Source organism: Neorhizobium sp. JUb45, from assembly GCF_004343585.1.
In the GTDB taxonomy this organism is placed as follows: Bacteria; Pseudomonadota; Alphaproteobacteria; order Rhizobiales; family Rhizobiaceae; genus Neorhizobium.
Map to the genome: position 1 here is coordinate 336239 of NZ_SLYW01000005.1, position 15389 is coordinate 351627.

Consider the following 15389-nt stretch of genomic DNA (forward strand, 5'->3'; position numbering starts at 1 on the left):
TTAAAACTCGATGCCGGACTGGGCTTTTACGCCCGCCTTGAAGTGATGTTTGACCAGCGACATTTCGGTCACCGTATCGGCCGCCTCGATCAAGGCAGGCTTGGCATTACGGCCGGTGATGACGACATGCAGGTCCTCGCGGCGTGCCTTCAGCGAGGCGATGACGACATCGAGGTCGAGATAATCGTAACGCAGCGCGATGTTGAGTTCATCGAGCAGAAGAAGCCCGATGGACGGATCGGCCATCAGTTCCTCAGCCTTGGCCCAGGCGCGTTCGGCGGCCGCGACATCGCGCTTCAGGTCCTGCGTTTCCCAGGTAAATCCCTCGCCCATCGTGTGCCATTCGACGCGATCGCCAAACAGTTCCAGCGCCGGCCGTTCGCCGGTTTCCCATGCGCCCTTGATGAACTGCACGACACCGACGCGTCGGCCATTGCCGAGCATGCGCAGCGCCAGACCAAAGGCCGCCGTCGACTTGCCCTTGCCGGGGCCGGTATTGACTATCAGCAGACCTTTTTCCAAAGTCTTTTCCGCCACTTCGGCATCCTGCACCGCCTTGCGATTGGCCATCTTGCGCTGGTGGCGCTCGGCTTCCTGCTGGTCGATCTCTTTCATTTCGGCTCCTCGGCGACGGCTCGTTTCGGGAAGCGCGGACTATAGGGGATTCGTTTCGCGCGGCAATCCATGCCGTCTACAAGGGCGTTTGCATTGACACTGCGTGTACCGACGCCTAGGGAAAGGGTGACGGTCTTTTCTCGGCAACGGGGAAAGCTAAGAGGGAACGTGGTACGGCCGGTCTTCAGGCTTCAAACCACGGCTGCCCCCGCAACTGTAGGCGGTTAGCCCCGCACCACGCCACTGAAAGCGATTTCGGGAAGGCGGCGATAGGGCGACGATCCGCAAGCCAGGAGACCTGCCGTCAGAGACAGAAATTCCAGCCGGGCGGGGTGCTCCGGCAAGGATGTTTTTTTCAGGCGCGACCGGCATCCAGTCATCGCGCCCGCACCCCGCATGTTTTGAATTAGACGGGGTAGATGCTTGGATTTCTTCCAGCCCGACGACGACCAGAAAACTGACCCCGCTGCAAAAACGCCGGCGGTAACGATTTTTGTGTGCGCCAGCTGCCGCGCCAGCGAAGGCTCGACCGAGGAACCTAGTCAGGGCACGCATCTGCTCAACGCAACCGTGGAAGCAGCGGCTGAACAGGTGCCGAACGTCACTATCAAAAGCGTCAGCTGCCTTTCCAACTGCAAGCGCGGCCCAAGCGCCGTGATCGCACGGCAGGACGGCTGGACCTATGTATTCGGCCATCTCGACCTCGAAAACGCCGCCGACCTGATCACCGGCGCCGAACTGATCGCCACCTCGGCCGACGGCCTGATGCCCTGGAAGGGCCGGCCGGACTGTCTCAAGCGCAACATGATCGCCCGTATTCCGCCCTTCGATTTCAACGCATAGACCGACATTCAGGAAAAGCTCATGACCGCCAATCTCGCCCGTATTCCCTGCACCGTCGTCACCGGCTTTCTCGGCGCCGGCAAGACCACGCTTCTGCGCCACACGCTGCAGAACCTCGAAGGCAAGCGCCTTGCCGTTATTGTCAACGAGTTCGGCGATGTCGGCATCGACGGCGAAATCCTGAAAAGCTGCGGCATCGAAAACTGCCCGGACGACAATATCGTCGAGCTGGCCAATGGCTGCATCTGCTGCACCGTGGCCGACGACTTTGTGCCGGCAATCGACAGGATTCTTGCGCTTGAGCCGAAGGTCGACCATATCCTGATCGAGACGTCCGGCCTCGCCCTCCCCAAGCCGCTGATCCAGGCATTTCAGTGGCCGAGCGTGAAAAGCCGCGTCACCGTCGATGGCGTTGTCGCTGTGGTCGATGGTCTGGCACTGGCCGAAGGCCGCGTCGCCGACGACATGGAAGCGCTGGCCGCCCAGCGCGCCGAGGACGATAGTCTGGACCATGACAACCCGGTCGAGGAAGTGTTTGAAGACCAGATCGCCTGCGCCGATCTCGTGATCCTGACCAAGGCCGATCTTCTCGATGAAAAGGGTCTGGCGATCGCCACCGCGCATGTGACCGAACATCTGCCGCGCGCCGTGCGCATCGTGCCGGCCTCCAATGGCGTGGTCGATCCGGCCGTATTCATCGGTCTGGGCCTGGCCGTCGAAGACGATATCGAGAACCGCAAGACCCATCACGACGACGAGCTGGACCACGAACACGACGATTTCGACAGCTTTGTTCTGGATATGCCGGCGATCACCGATCCGGCTGAACTCAGCCAGCGCATCGCCGATGTGACGGCGGCGGAAAAGGTGCTGCGCATCAAGGGTTATGTGGAAGTGGCCGGCAAGCCGATGCGTCTTCTCGTGCAGGCCGTCGGCCCGCGCGTCAACCACTACTTTGACCGCCCCTGGGCAGCCAATGAAGAGCGCCGTTCGCGTCTCGTCGTCATCGGCGAAAAGGGCATCGATGCGGCCAAGATCGAAAAGATCCTGGCGGCCTGATGCATATCCTCGCCACCACGTCCTCGTCTCTTGACGACCTGATCGAACCGGTCGACCTCGACCAGACGCCGGGCGACGTGGTGGTGCTGTCCTTTACCGACAGCGATCTGAACGGCATTGCCTCCGCATGGGCCAAGGGCGGCGAAAGCATGCCGTCGCTCAGGCTCGCCAATATTTCCGAACTGCGCCACCCGATGTCGGTCGATCTGTGGATCGACAAGGTGGCGCGTCACGCCAAGCTCATTCTCGTGCGTATCCTCGGCGGCCATGACCGCTGGCCTTATGGCGCCGACGAACTGGCCCGCATGACGCGCGCGCGCGGCGTGACGCTCATCATGCTGCCCGGAGAATGCAGCGAGCGCGACGCGCGGCTGGCCGCGGGCTCGACAGTTTCGGCCGCCGAACTCGACCGGCTGCTCTCCTATTTTCGCGAGGGCGGTCCGGAAAACATGGTGTTTCTGGCCACGCGAATGGTCGGGCTTGTTCAGGGCAAGGCGGCGGAGGCGGCCGATGCGGTAAGCGTGCCAAAAGCCGGGTTCTATCATCCCGGCCGTGGCGTTTGCGAAACTGCGGATACGCTTCTGGCCGCGATGCCGGGTGCGGCCATCGTGCCGATCCTGTTTTATCGATCCATGCTGCTGGCCAGTGACGTCGCGCCGATCGATGCCTTGTTCGATGCCTTGGGGAATAAGAACATTCGGGCGGTGCCGGTTTTTGTCGCCGGCTTGAAAGACAGGGCATCGCTCACTTTCGTCGAAACGGCGATGGCAGCGATAAAACCCTCGGCGATCATCACTGCCACCGCCTTTGCCAGTGGCGCGGATGACGAGGGCAAAACACTGTTCGACCGCATCGGCGTGCCGGTTCTGCAGGTGATCGTTGCCACCACCCGTCGCGACGCCTGGCTTGAAAACCGGCGCGGGCTGGGACCGGCGGATCTCGCCATGCATGTGGTTCTGCCGGAACTGGATGGACGCATTCTCGCCGGTGCGGTGTCGTTCAAGGATGCGCGCAACGCGGACGAACTGGGATTTGCCGGGCTGATCAACCGGCCAGAGCCGGACCGGGTGGCGCAGGTGGCGGGACGGATAGCCGGCCTTTTGCGGCTACAGAAGGCGGAGCGAAAAAATCGCCGCATCGTCATCCTTCTGCCGGATTATCCCGGCGCGCCGGGACGCACCGGTTATGCCGTCGGACTGGACGTGCCGCAAAGCGTGCTGGAAATGCTGAGCCAGCTGCGGCATGCCGGTTATGACGTCGAAAATATTCCGGCGGATGCCAAAAGCCTGCTGCAGCAGCTTGATGGCACCGGTGAAGCCTGTTCGCGGGAAGAGTATCAGGACTTTTTCGACACGCTTCCAAGGGAAGCCCGCGATGCCGTGACGGCGACATGGGGTGCGCCGGATGACGACGAAGCACTGCGGGAAAATGTTTTCGCCTTCCGCGCCGCCCGTTTCGGTAATGTCACCGTCGCACTCGCACCCGATCGCGGCCGCGAGGTGGATCGCCGCACCGATTACCACGATCCCGAACGCCCGCCGCGCCACGGACTGATCGCTTTCGGCGCATGGATGCGCCAGACGCTCGACGCGCATGCGGTGGTGCATGTCGGCGCGCATGGCACGCTGGAATGGCTGCCGGGCAAGACCGTGGCCTTGTCCCAAACCTGTTTTCCGGAAATCGTGCTCGGCTCGCTGCCGGTGATCTATCCGTTCATCGTGTCCAATCCCGGCGAAGCGGCTGTTGCCAAGAGGCGCATTGCCGCCGTCACCATCGGCCACCTGCCGCCGCCCTTGACGGAAGCGGGGCTTTCCGACGCACAGAAAAAGCTGGAACTGCTGGTCGATGAATATGCGCAGGCTGATGGGCTGGATCGCCGCCGCCGCGACAGGCTGGCCAAACTGATCGTCGAGATGGCGCATGAGACCGGTCTGGCGACCGATGCCGGCGTTGCGGCAGGCGAAGACGCCGATACGGCGCTGACGCGGATCGACGCATTTTTGTGCGACCTGAAGGATTTTGCCATCAAGGATGGCCAGCACGTGTTTGGTCGCGACACCGACATCACCACCGACACGCCGGACCCGATGCGCCGGCAAAGCGCGGAAAGTGAGCGAAAAGCGTTTCTGGATGCACTCGATGGCCGCCATATCACCGCCGGTCCTTCCGGCGCACCGGCACGCGGCCGCCGCGATGTGCTGCCGACCGGCCGCAACCTCTACGCTTCCGACCCGCGCACCATGCCGACACCGACAGCCTTCGAACTCGGCAAACGTGCCGCCGACGAGGTGTTGCGGCGTTACCTGCAGGATCATGGCGACTGGCCAAAGAGCCTTGTGATCGATCTCTGGGGCAGTGCCACCTTGCGCAGCGGCGGCGAGGAAGTGGCGCAGGGGCTGGCGCTGATGGGGGCGAAACCCGTTCAGGACCCCGCGACCGGACGCATCACCGGCATCGAGATTTTAGCCCCGGCAAGCCTTGGGCGACCCCGCGTCGATGTGAGCTTTCGCATTTCCGGCCTTTTTCGCGACATGTTTGCGCCTCTCATCGCGCTGCTCGATGCCGCCACCCGCGCCATCGCAGTCCGGGAAGAAGCGCCGGGCGACAATCCGCTGAACGAGGCGGCACATGCCGAAGGCGTCGCCCCGCAGCGCATTTTCGGGTCCGCCCCCGGCACCTATGGCGCCGGCATCGAGGAACGGCTGGCCGATGGCGAATGGCGCGAGCGCGCAGAACTGGGCAAACTCTATCTCGACGCGACCAGCCACGCCTTTGGTGGCGCCGAGGGCGAAGGCGTGGAAGCCCGCGGCCAGTTTACCGAGCGTGTCCGCGCCGCTGACCTGCTGGTGCATACCGGCGACGACCCCGGTCGCGACCTGCTGGACGGTTCCTCCGACGTCGCCTTTATCGGCGGGTTTTCCGCAGCCGTGGCAGCCCTTGGCGGCAAGGCGGATGTGATTGCGCTCGACACCACCGATCCCGACCGGCCGCGCGCCCGTTCCATCGTCGAGGCGATCACCCGCGTGGTGCGTGCCCGCGCCACCAATCCGCGCTTCATCGCCGGCCAGATGCGACATGGCCCGCGCGGTGCGTCCGAATTTGCCGAAACCGTGGACCGGCTGGTGGGTTTTGCCGAAACGACGCAAGCCATTCCCGGCTCGCTGATCGAAGCCGTCTATCAGGCCTATGTGGCGGATGACGATGTGCGAAACTTCATTCTCGACCAGAACCGGCAGGCGGCAAAGGCCATCGCAGAACGTCTTCTGTCGGCCCGTCGCCGTGGCCTCTGGCATCCACGCCGCAATTCCATCGATGGCGAACTGGAACTGTTGCTGTCGGAAGCCGACCGTGACGACGCAAGGGTGCTGGTATGACGGCGCCTCTCCCCATCCCGAACACCGCAATCCCGCCGATGGTGCGCGGCGCCTGCCCGGCGCTGGCGACGCCGATGATGACCGGCGACGGGCTTCTGGCCCGTATCGGCCTCGATGGCCCCATTCGCCCGGCCGACCTCATCCGCATCGGCGAACTGGCGATACGGCACGGTAACGGCCTGATCGACATTTCCGCCCGCGGCAATATTCAGCTTCGCGGTTTGAGTGCTCCAAGTGCGCGGGCGCTGGAAACGGACGTGCGCCTGATGAACCTGCCATTGCGGGATGGTGTGGCAGTCGAGACCGGTGCGCTGGCCGGCCATGATCCGCAGGAGATCACCAGCCCGGAACCGCTGGCTTCCGCCATTCGCGCATTCATCAGCGAATACGGCCTGTCGCGACGTCTGGCAGCAAAATTTGTGGTGGTGGTGGATGGCGGCGGGCAATTGCCGCTGCATGCGCTTCTCGCCGATATCCGGCTGCTGGCGGTGCGGCGCGGAACCGAGATTTTCTGGCGTATTCTTTTGGGTGGCACGGCCGGCACTGGCAGATCCGTCGGCGTGGTGGCCGATGCGGATGCGACGACCTGTGTGACGCTGATTCTGGCAAGGATTGCCGCGATGGACGTGCCAGTGCGTGGGCGGGCGCTGGATTCTGCCGAGGTGCGGGAGTGGCTTGGCGATGTCGTGATCGCGGATGATGACGTTGTTATGGAGCAGACGGCAGTGGCGCTTGGGCTTTTCCAGCTCATGAATGCTGCCGTTTCCTGTGAAGCCAGGCATCAGCCGCAAGTCACTTCTCCCCCGCGGGGAGAAGTGCCGGAGCGCCAGCGAGGCGATGAGGGGGCGACCCGGCAGCACCTGCATGTGGCGATATCCCCCTCATCCGGTCCTTCGGACCACCTTCTCCCCGATGGGGAGAAGACATTAGCATCTGGCCGAATCACCGACATCCCGCTCCCCGATCAGTTCGCCGCCCGCATCGGCATTCCCTTCGGCCAATGCCCTGCCGAAACACTGATAAACCTCGGCCGACAGGCGGAAACGGCGGGCATCGCAAAAATCCGCCCAGCCATCGACCACTCCCTCGTCTTCTTCGGCACGCAAGATGCCTGCCGCAGCATGATCGAATTCTCGAAAGACCTGATCCTATCGCAGAACGACCCGCGGGCAAAAATTGCTGCCTGTCCCGGTTCACCGGCCTGCGCCTCGGCGTCCATCAAAACCCATGCGCTTGGCACGCTTGCCGCACGGGATGTGGCCAACCTTCTGGACGGCTCCTTCACCCTGCATCTTTCCGGCTGCACCAAGGGCTGCGCGCACCCGGCAAAAGCGCTGGTCAGCCTTGTCGGAATGAATGACAGCACGGCATTGATCTTCGAGGGCAAAACAAGCGATATGCCGCTCAAACTCATCCGCCACGGCGAGGAAGGCAAGACGCTCGGCGCTCTGGCCCATCTTGTCCGCCTCGAAAGAGGTGCCGGCGAAACCACACGCGACTGTCTTTGCCGGCTGGGCCCTGCCCGGCTGGAAAAGGTGCTTTCGCAAGGACTGTCATGACCCAATACGACTACATTCGCGAAGGCGACGCCATTTACGAAAAATCATTCGCCATCATTCGCGAAGAAAGCGACCTGTCGCGATTTTCCGAGGACGAGGCCGGGATCGCCATCCGCATGATCCATGCCTGCGGACAGGTGGAAGCCGCCCAACATTTTCATTTCTCCCCCGACTTCGTTTCTTCTGCGCGTGACGCGCTGAAGGCCGGAAAGCCGGTTTTCTGCGATGCGCAGATGGTGGCGCATGGCGTGACCCGCGCCCGTCTGCCGGCCGATAACAAGGTCATCTGCACCCTGCAGGACCCGCGCACGCCGGAGCTTGCGAAGGCGATCGGCAATACTCGCTCGGCCGCCGCACTCGATCTCTGGGTCGATCAGCTGGAAGGCGCGCTTGTCGCAATCGGCAACGCACCGACGGCGCTGTTTCATCTTCTGGAAATGCTGGATGCCGGCGCACCACGCCCGGCCGCCATCATCGGCATGCCGGTCGGTTTTGTCGGGGCGGCGGAATCCAAGGAAGCACTGGCGATCAGCCACCACAAAATCCCCTATGCGATCGTTTCCGGCCGTATGGGCGGCTCGGCGATGACGGCAGCGGCCATCAACGCACTGGCGAGGGCCGGGCTTTGAGCAATATTGAAAAAGGCCGCGTTTTCGGCGTCGGCACCGGCCCCGGCGACCCCGAACTTCTGACACTGAAGGCGGTGCGCACCATCGCAGAGGCCGATGTGATCGCCTTCTTCACCAAGAAGGGTGGCCATGGCAATGGCCGTGCCATCGTGGAAGCGCATGTGCGCCCCGGCACGATCGAACTGCCGCTGGTCTATCCGGTCACGGTCGAGATGGACAAGGACGGCGACGATTATCGCGGCGCCATTGCCGAGTTCTTCGACCGGTCTGCGGAAGAGATTGCCGTGCATCTGGATGCCGGCCGCAGTGTTGCCGTGCTGAGCGAAGGCGACCCGCTGTTTTACGGCTCCTACATGCATCTGCATCTGCGGCTGGCTGGCCGCTACGATGCCGAGGTTGTGCCGGGCGTGACCGCGATGTCCGGCTGCTGGTCGATGGCCGGCCTGCCGCTGGTGCAGGGCGATGACATTCTGAGCGTGCTGCCGGGCACACTGGCGGAAGATATTTTGACGGAACGACTGTCCGGCACGGATGGCGCGGTGATCATGAAGGTTGGCCGCAACCTGCCAAAGATCCGCAGAGCGCTTGCCACCGCCGGCAAGCTGGATGGTGCGATCTATGTGGAGCGCGGCACGATGGCGACGGCGGCGATGACACCGCTCACTGAGCGTGACGAAAGCCCGGCGCCCTATTTCTCCATCGTGCTTGTTCCCGGCTGGAAGGCGCGGCCATGAGAGGATCGATTACCGTTATCGGGCTCGGGCCCGGCAATGCGCATCAGGTAACACCGGAAGCGCTGGCAGCGATCGAAGCCGGCGAGGATTTTTTCGGTTACGGCCCTTATGTCGATCGGTTGTCCTTGCGCGACGACCAGCGCCGCCATGCTTCCGACAACCGTGAGGAAATTTCGCGCGCGCAGGCCGCTTTGATGCTCGCGGCGAAGGGCGGAAGAGTCTGTGTCGTTTCCGGTGGCGACGCCGGCGTATTTGCCATGGCAGCGGCCATGTGCGAGGCGATCGAGGCCGGACCGGCGGAATGGCTTGAGATCGAATTTTCCGTCGTGCCGGGCATTACCGCCATGCTGGCCGTGGCCGCCCGTGTTGGTGCGCCGCTTGGCCATGACTTCTGCGCGATTTCGCTGTCGGATAATCTCAAACCCTGGGAGCTGATCGAAAAGCGGTTGATCGCGGCAGCAGAAGCCGGTTTCGTGATGGCCTTCTACAACCCCGTCAGCAAGGCGCGGCCGCACCAGCTTTCCCGCGCTTTCGACGTGCTGCGCGCACATCTTCCCGGTACTGTACCGGTCGTCTTCGGCCGCGCCGCCGGACGGCCGGACGAAAGGATGCGGATCGAGCCGCTGTCGAATGCCCATTCAGACATGGCCGACATGGCGACCTGCATCATCGTCGGTTCGACCGAAACGCGGCTGATCGAACGGCCCGGGCAGGCCCCGCTGGTCTATTCGCCACGCTCTGCCGGAAAGATCTGATCGAGATGGGAAAGCACGGCATCCACGCTTTCGAACGATGTGACCTGCGGCAGAACCGGCCGGCGGATCATGATCACTTCGATGCCGAGCTTTCTAGCCGCCACGATCTTTCCGTAGCTGGCGCTGCCGCCGGAATTTTTCGAGACGATGGCATCGATGCCGTGATCGGACAGAAGGGCCAGCTCGTCGGATTCGCGAAACGGGCCACGCGCGGTCATATACTGCGCGGAAGGTACGGTGAGCGGCGGTTCGACCGGATCGACGCTGCGGATGACATAGGAATGCTGCGGCGCCTGTTCGAAGGGCAAAAGCTCCTGCCGGCCGAGCGCCAGAAAGGCACGGCGCGGCGTTTTGCCGAGCGCTGTGACAGCAGCCGCGACGCTTTCGACGGGCGTCCAGCGGTCGCCCTGCTGTTCGGACCAGCCTTGCCGGCGAAGCGCGACCAGTGGAACGCCGGAAAGACGGCTCGCCTCGGCGGCGTTGGCGGAAATCTTTGCGGCATAAGGATGAGTGGCGTCGATCAGCAGATCGATGCCATGATCGTTCAGGTAGGCAGCCAGCCCTGCTGGCCCGCCAAAACCGCCGGTGCGCACCGGCACCGGCATGGCGATCGGCGTGCGTGTGCGGCCGGCCAGCGACAGCGTGGTGGCAAAACGGCTGTTCTGCGCCAGAACCTCGGCCAGAAGCCGGGCTTCGGTGGTGCCGCCCAGAATGAGGATGGAGTTTTTCAAAATGCCTCCTGAATCAGACCGGAAGCATGTAACGATTGATCCGTGGTTGTCCATCATCGGCCTCGGCGAGGATGGTGTTTCGGGCCTTGGTGAACGGGCACGTTCAGCGATTTCGGCTGCCACCGTCGTGTTCGGCGGCAAACGGCATCTGGAACTGGCCACCCCTCTGATCGCGGGCGAGGCGCGGCCATGGCCGCAGCCTTTCGATACCGCCATGCAGGCGGTCGTCGATTTGCGTGGTCAAAAGGTTTGCGTGCTGGCCTCGGGCGATCCGTTCTTTTTCGGCGTCGGTGTCACGCTTTCTCGGCATGTCGAAGCGCAGGAATATATCGCCATCCCCTCCCCATCCGCTTTTTCGCTGGCGGCGTCACGGCTGGGCTGGGCGCTGCAGGATATCGAGACGGTCTCGCTGCATGGACGCTCGCTCGATCTGGCGCGACCACTGCTGCATCCAGGCCGCAAGGTTCTGGCGCTGACATCGGATGAGATGGGACCGGCAGCCTTGGCGACGTTGCTGACGGAGAGCGGTTTCGGAAAATCCGCGCTGACAGTGCTGGAAGCGCTGGGTGGCGGGCAGGAACGGGTTCGAACCAGCACCGCAGAAAAATTCGATCTCGCCGATATCCATGTGCTGAATGTCGTGGCCATCGAGGTTATCGCCTCCGGAAATGCACGCATTCTGCCGCTAGCCTGCGGCATGGATGACGCCCTGTTTGACCATGACGGGCAGATCACCAAACGCGAGATACGGGCGCTGACGCTGTCGGCGCTAAGCCCTCGGCGTGGTGAACTCCTGTGGGATATCGGCGCCGGTTCGGGGTCGATCGGCATCGAATGGATGTTGCGGCACCCGTCCATGCAGGCCATCGCCATCGAAGGCGATGCGGCACGCGCCGTGCGGATCGGTCACAATACGGCAGCGATGGGTGTGCCGGGCCTGCGCATCATCAAGGGTACGGCACCGCAGGCGCTGGGCGGATTGCCGAGGCCGGATGCGATCTTCATCGGCGGCGGCGGCAGCGAGCCGGGTGTGTTTGATGCCGCCGTGCAGGCACTGGGACCGGATGGACGGCTTGTCGCCAATGCGGTGACGCTGGAAATGGAAGCGGTGCTGCTGGCGGCACATGCGCGGCTCGGCGGATCACTTAGCCGGCTAGATATTTCGCGCGTGACGCCGATCGGAACCATGTTTGGCTGGCGACCGGCCATGCCGGTGACCCAATGGATCTGGACAAAACCGTGAGTGAAACGGCAACCACAAGGCGGATCGTTGCCGGCATCGGCTGCCGCAAGGATACTCCGACCGCGACCATCCTGAGCGTGCTGGCGGAAACGCTGGAGCAGACGGGTTTTCCCGGACGCACGCCGGACATGCTGGCGACCGGCACGATCAAGGCCGATGAGGCCGGGATCATCGAAGCGGCAAAAAAACTCGGCGTTCCGCTGGTCGTGGTCGAACAAGCCGCGCTCGAAGCCGCAGCCTCGCGCACGCTGACCGTTTCGCAAGTGAGCCTCACCTATGCCGGAAGCCCGAGCCTTTGCGAGGCATCAGCTCTTGCCGCCGCCGGCGAGACCGCGGTACTGGCCGCACCACGATTTGTACGCGATGGCGTGACCTGCGCCATTGCCGTCGCAAATGCCGAGACTGGCCCGAATAAAAAGACTGGAAAGACGACAGCATGACCGTTCATTTCATCGGCGCCGGACCGGGCGCGGCAGACCTGATCACCGTGCGCGGCCGTGACCTGATCGGCAAATGCCCGGTCTGCCTGTTTGCCGGCTCGATCATGCCGCGCGAACTGCTCGCCTATTGCCCACCGGATGCCCGCATCATCGATACGGCTTCGCTGTCTCTCGACCAGATCGAGGCCGAATATGTGAAGGCGCATGAAGAGGGCAAGGATGTCGCCCGCCTGCATTCCGGCGATCTTTCCGTCTGGAGTGCTGTGGCCGAGCAAATCCGACGGCTGGAGAAACATGGCATCGATTACACGATGACACCGGGCGTACCGTCCTTCGCAGCCGCCGCTTCCGCGCTGAAGCGCGAGTTGACTATTCCCGAAGTGGCGCAGAGCCTTGTTCTGACCCGCGTTTCCGGCCGCGCTTCAAAAATGCCGGAGGGTGAAAACCTGAAAGCCTTTGGCGCCACCGGCGCAACGCTTGCCATCCATCTGGCGATCCATGCGATCGGCAAGGTGGTGGAAGAGCTGACGCCGCTTTATGGCGGCGATTGCCCGGTGGCCGTGGTGGTGCGGGCGACATGGCCGGATGAACGGGTTTTCCGCGCCACGCTTTCGACCATCGAGGCAATGCTGGCGGCCGACCCGGTGGAGCGCACGGCGCTCATTCTGGTCGGGCCGGGACTGGCAGCGCAAGATTTTCGCGAGAGCGCGCTTTATAACGCCGATTACGTGCGCCGGTTCAGGGGCGGAGACGGGCCGGGATCGGACGGCGCGGCTTGATCGGACGGCGTGAACGGCGCTTCGGCAACGAAATTTCCCTGACGGTCAAAGATCAGGATTTCCAGCGCGATATCGCCGCTGTCGAGCACTTTTGCCGCCGTCTGCCACGCCAGCGCAGCAATCGCCGGGCCGAGTTCCAGCCCGTCTTCAGCGGCGATTTCGAACGCGTGCATCACGGTGTTGGCGCTGCGGATGCGATCGGCCAGATCGGCGCTGGCGCCGACATCGATCGCGACCTTTGCCAGCCCATCGAGATCGGCCAGGCCACGTTTGGAATGCAGGTCGAGCATGCCTTGCGCCAGCTTGGTCATCTTGGCCACGCCGCCGGCAACGGTGACGCGCGGAACGGGGTGGCTTTTCAGATATTTCAGCATGCCGCCGACAAAATCGCCCATATCGAGAAGCGCGACTTCGGGCAGATTGTGCCGCTGCTGCACGGCCTTTTCCGAGGTCATGCCGGTGGAGCCGGCGACATGGGTGAGGCCTTCGGCACGCGACACGTCAATACCGCGCCAGATGGAATGGATCCATGCCGCGCAGGAAAACGGAATGACGATGCCGGTCGTGCCGAGGATCGAAATGCCGCCCAGAATGCCCAGGCGCCCATTCAGCGTTTTTTCGGCGATATTTTCACCATCCGCAACCGACACCTCAACTTCGAAATCGGTCTCTCCGCCCGAAACCTCGGCTATGGCGGCAGCGATCATCTGGCGGGGGACGGGGTTGATCGACGGTTCGCCGATGCCGAGCGGCAGGCCCGGCTTCGTGACCGTGCCGACACCGGAACCGGCCTTGAAGGTGATGCCGCTACCGGGGCGACCACGCCGCACGGTGGAGGAGATCAGTGCGCCATGGGTAACATCGGGATCGTCGCCTGCATCTTTCACGATGGACGCGCGGGCAAAATCAGCTCCCAGCTCTTCACCGGCCAAGGCAAAGGCCGGACGTTGCCCACCGGGCAGGCCAACCTCGACCGGATCGGGAAATTTTCCCGTCAAAAGCGCAGCGCAGGCCGCCTTGGCAGACGCGGCAGCGCACGTGCCGGTGGTCCAGCCACGCCGCAGGTTCTTGCCATCCGCTTCGATGCCAGTTTCACTCATGACCGCTTCTATAACGTTGCCCCGAGCCGCAGTCACCGGCAAAAGGTTTTTCGCATGACAGGTCCTGTCCCGACATTTTCGACCGAAGGAATTTTTGCATGACGGCACGGGCTCTCATCATTGGCGCACCACGCTCCGGCTCGGGCAAAACAAGCGTGACGATCGGCCTTCTGCGCGCCTTCGCCCGGCGTGGTATCAAAGTGCGTGGAGTCAAATCGGGGCCGGATTATATCGACCCCGGTTTTCACCATGCTGCGACAGGCCTGCCCGGCCTGAACCTCGATACCTGGGCGATGGAACCGGCGCTGGTGGCGCATCTCCTGAACGATGCCGCAAGCGATACCGAACTGGTGCTGATCGAAAGCGCCATGGGCCTTTTTGACGGCATCAACGGCGGCGATGGCCGCACCGGTTCGGCTGCCGATCTGGCGCGCCTGCTGGGCATTCCGGTTCTGCTGGTTCTGGATGTGTCTGGCCAATCGCAGACGGCAGCCGCCGTCGCACTGGGGTTCAGGCATTACGACCCGAAAGTGGAAATTGCCGGCGTCATCATGAACCGGGCCGGCAGCGAACGGCATGTAAAGCTGTCCGGCGATGCGATTACCGGCACCGGCCTGCCGCTGGTGGGGGCGGTGTTGCGCAACCCGGATCTGGTTCTGCCGGAGCGGCATTTGGGTCTGGTGCAGGCCAGCGAACATCCGCAGATCGAAGGCCATATCGAAAAACTGGCCGATGCGATGGAAGCCTCGCTCGATCTCGATGCCATTTTCGATATCGCCGTGCCGCTCAAGGAGACAACCGCGATGTCACCGGAAGCCAATCTGCAGCCCCCCGGCCAGCGCATTGCCTTAGCGCAGGATGCTGCTTTCACCTTCCTTTACCCGCATGTCGCTGCCCACTGGCGCGCATTGGGTGCGGAAATCGTGCCCTTCTCGCCTCTGGCCGATGAAGCGCCGTCCAAGGATTGTGACGTCTGCTGGCTGCCGGGCGGTTATCCCGAACTGCATGCCGGAACGATAGCCGCCGCCAAAAATTTTCGCACCGGGCTGGGCGAATTTGCGCAGACGCGGCCGGTGCACGGCGAATGCGGGGGCTACATGGTTTTAGGCGAAACGCTGGAGGATGCCGATGGCGTGACCCACCAGATGACCGGGCTTCTGTCTCACCAGACCAGTTTTGCAAAACGCCGCATGAACCTCGGTTATCGGCAGGCGACGATTGCCGCCGATGGTCCGGTGGGCAAGGCAGGCAGCATGATCCGTGGCCACGAGTTTCATTATGCCAGCGTGATCGATGCCGGTTCGGACGATGCCTTTGCGACGATCGCGGACGGCACCGGCAAACCGCTCGGCACATCCGGCGGGCGGCGCGGGTTTGTCAGCGGCACGTTTTTCCACGCGATTGCGCGGGTGAGCGGAGCCTAAGCGTGATCCTTAATTCGTCGTCATCCCGGCCTTGAGCCGGGATCCAGCAGAAACGCGGCTGCGTGGCGGAAAAGTCTTTTCAGCCCAAGGACTTGGGCTGGCTG

The 15389-nt window shown here is 63.2% G+C and carries 14 protein-coding genes and 1 riboswitch; of the genes, 11 read left to right on the forward strand and 3 right to left on the reverse strand.

Annotated features, from left to right (window positions below; translation table 11 throughout):
- A complete protein-coding gene (cobO, locus tag EDF70_RS20915) occupies positions 1 to 615 on the reverse strand; it encodes a cob(I)yrinic acid a,c-diamide adenosyltransferase (protein ID WP_132277505.1) in 615 nt (204 codons plus the stop codon).
- A gap of 113 nt (positions 616 to 728) precedes the next feature.
- Positions 729 to 936, forward strand: a riboswitch (cobalamin riboswitch).
- A 102-nt stretch (positions 937 to 1038) separates the two neighbouring features.
- Between cobO and EDF70_RS20920 the strand changes: the two genes are divergently transcribed.
- From EDF70_RS20920 to EDF70_RS20950, 7 genes are read left to right on the forward strand one after another with little or no spacing between them, the layout of a single operon-like run.
- The gene (locus tag EDF70_RS20920; RefSeq protein ID WP_245519259.1) at positions 1039 to 1458 is read left to right on the forward strand and encodes a DUF1636 family protein; all 420 of its coding nucleotides are present in this window, start codon (positions 1039 to 1041) and stop codon (positions 1456 to 1458) included.
- Between the two features lie 21 nt (positions 1459 to 1479).
- A complete protein-coding gene (gene cobW, locus EDF70_RS20925) occupies positions 1480 to 2517 on the forward strand; it encodes a cobalamin biosynthesis protein CobW (protein WP_132277514.1) in 1038 nt (345 codons plus the stop codon).
- Positions 2517 to 5891: a cobaltochelatase subunit CobN gene (cobN, locus tag EDF70_RS20930; protein ID WP_132277516.1), complete on the forward strand. Its 3375-nt coding sequence runs from the start codon at positions 2517 to 2519 to the stop codon at positions 5889 to 5891. Before cobW ends, cobN begins: the two co-directional genes overlap by 1 nt.
- The gene (gene cobG / locus EDF70_RS20935; RefSeq protein WP_132277518.1) at positions 5888 to 7450 is read left to right on the forward strand and encodes a precorrin-3B synthase; all 1563 of its coding nucleotides are present in this window, start codon (positions 5888 to 5890) and stop codon (positions 7448 to 7450) included. Before cobN ends, cobG begins: the two co-directional genes overlap by 4 nt.
- Positions 7447 to 8079: a precorrin-8X methylmutase gene (locus EDF70_RS20940; protein ID WP_132277520.1), complete on the forward strand. Its 633-nt coding sequence runs from the start codon at positions 7447 to 7449 to the stop codon at positions 8077 to 8079. The genes cobG and EDF70_RS20940 overlap by 4 nt, the downstream gene beginning before the upstream one ends.
- The gene (locus EDF70_RS20945; RefSeq protein ID WP_132277522.1) at positions 8076 to 8813 is read left to right on the forward strand and encodes a precorrin-2 C(20)-methyltransferase; all 738 of its coding nucleotides are present in this window, start codon (positions 8076 to 8078) and stop codon (positions 8811 to 8813) included. The genes EDF70_RS20940 and EDF70_RS20945 overlap by 4 nt, the downstream gene beginning before the upstream one ends.
- Complete coding sequence (locus EDF70_RS20950) at positions 8810 to 9568, forward strand: precorrin-3B C(17)-methyltransferase (protein ID WP_132277524.1); 759 nt, start codon at positions 8810 to 8812, stop codon at positions 9566 to 9568. Before EDF70_RS20945 ends, EDF70_RS20950 begins: the two co-directional genes overlap by 4 nt.
- Here EDF70_RS20950 and EDF70_RS20955 read toward each other — a convergent pair.
- Positions 9538 to 10299, reverse strand: coding sequence for a cobalt-precorrin-6A reductase (locus tag EDF70_RS20955; RefSeq protein WP_132277526.1), 762 nt, complete (start codon positions 10297 to 10299; stop codon positions 9538 to 9540). The genes EDF70_RS20950 and EDF70_RS20955 overlap by 31 nt on opposite strands.
- 1 nt (position 10300) lies before the next feature.
- Between EDF70_RS20955 and cbiE the strand changes: the two genes are divergently transcribed.
- The 3 genes from cbiE to cobM are packed head-to-tail and all read left to right on the forward strand — an operon-like array spanning position 10301 to position 12761.
- Entirely contained in the window at positions 10301 to 11542 is a 1242-nt protein-coding gene (gene cbiE / locus EDF70_RS20960; RefSeq protein WP_132277528.1) for a precorrin-6y C5,15-methyltransferase (decarboxylating) subunit CbiE, read from the forward strand.
- Positions 11539 to 11982: a cobalamin biosynthesis protein gene (locus EDF70_RS20965; RefSeq protein WP_245519260.1), complete on the forward strand. Its 444-nt coding sequence runs from the start codon at positions 11539 to 11541 to the stop codon at positions 11980 to 11982. Before cbiE ends, EDF70_RS20965 begins: the two co-directional genes overlap by 4 nt.
- Positions 11979 to 12761 carry a precorrin-4 C(11)-methyltransferase gene (gene cobM, locus EDF70_RS20970; RefSeq protein ID WP_132277532.1) on the forward strand — a complete coding sequence of 261 codons (783 nt, stop codon included), beginning with the start codon at positions 11979 to 11981 and terminating at the stop codon, positions 12759 to 12761. The genes EDF70_RS20965 and cobM overlap by 4 nt, the downstream gene beginning before the upstream one ends.
- On the opposite strand, the gene EDF70_RS20975 is transcribed toward cobM, so the two are convergent.
- The gene (locus tag EDF70_RS20975) at positions 12707 to 13846 is read right to left on the reverse strand and encodes a cobalt-precorrin-5B (C(1))-methyltransferase (RefSeq protein ID WP_165932086.1); all 1140 of its coding nucleotides are present in this window, start codon (positions 13844 to 13846) and stop codon (positions 12707 to 12709) included. The genes cobM and EDF70_RS20975 overlap by 55 nt on opposite strands.
- A 113-nt stretch (positions 13847 to 13959) precedes the next feature.
- Here EDF70_RS20975 and EDF70_RS20980 point away from each other — a divergent pair, with 113 nt between their 5' ends.
- Positions 13960 to 15285 carry a cobyrinate a,c-diamide synthase gene (locus tag EDF70_RS20980; RefSeq protein WP_132277536.1) on the forward strand — a complete coding sequence of 442 codons (1326 nt, stop codon included), beginning with the start codon at positions 13960 to 13962 and terminating at the stop codon, positions 15283 to 15285.
- Positions 15286 to 15389 lie beyond the last annotated feature (104 nt).

Coding starts and splice junctions, on each gene's coding strand:
- cobO (WP_132277505.1), bottom strand. CDS start 615: ATGAAAGAGATCGACCAGCAGGAAGCCGAGCGCCACCAGCGCAAGATG.
- cobW (WP_132277514.1), top strand. CDS start 1,480: ATGACCGCCAATCTCGCCCGTATTCCCTGCACCGTCGTCACCGGCTTT.
- cobN (WP_132277516.1), top strand. CDS start 2,517: ATGCATATCCTCGCCACCACGTCCTCGTCTCTTGACGACCTGATCGAA.
- cobG (WP_132277518.1), top strand. CDS start 5,888: ATGACGGCGCCTCTCCCCATCCCGAACACCGCAATCCCGCCGATGGTG.
- EDF70_RS20940 (WP_132277520.1), top strand. CDS start 7,447: ATGACCCAATACGACTACATTCGCGAAGGCGACGCCATTTACGAAAAA.
- EDF70_RS20950 (WP_132277524.1), top strand. CDS start 8,810: ATGAGAGGATCGATTACCGTTATCGGGCTCGGGCCCGGCAATGCGCAT.
- cbiE (WP_132277528.1), top strand. CDS start 10,301: ATGCCTCCTGAATCAGACCGGAAGCATGTAACGATTGATCCGTGGTTG.
- cobM (WP_132277532.1), top strand. CDS start 11,979: ATGACCGTTCATTTCATCGGCGCCGGACCGGGCGCGGCAGACCTGATC.
- EDF70_RS20980 (WP_132277536.1), top strand. CDS start 13,960: ATGACGGCACGGGCTCTCATCATTGGCGCACCACGCTCCGGCTCGGGC.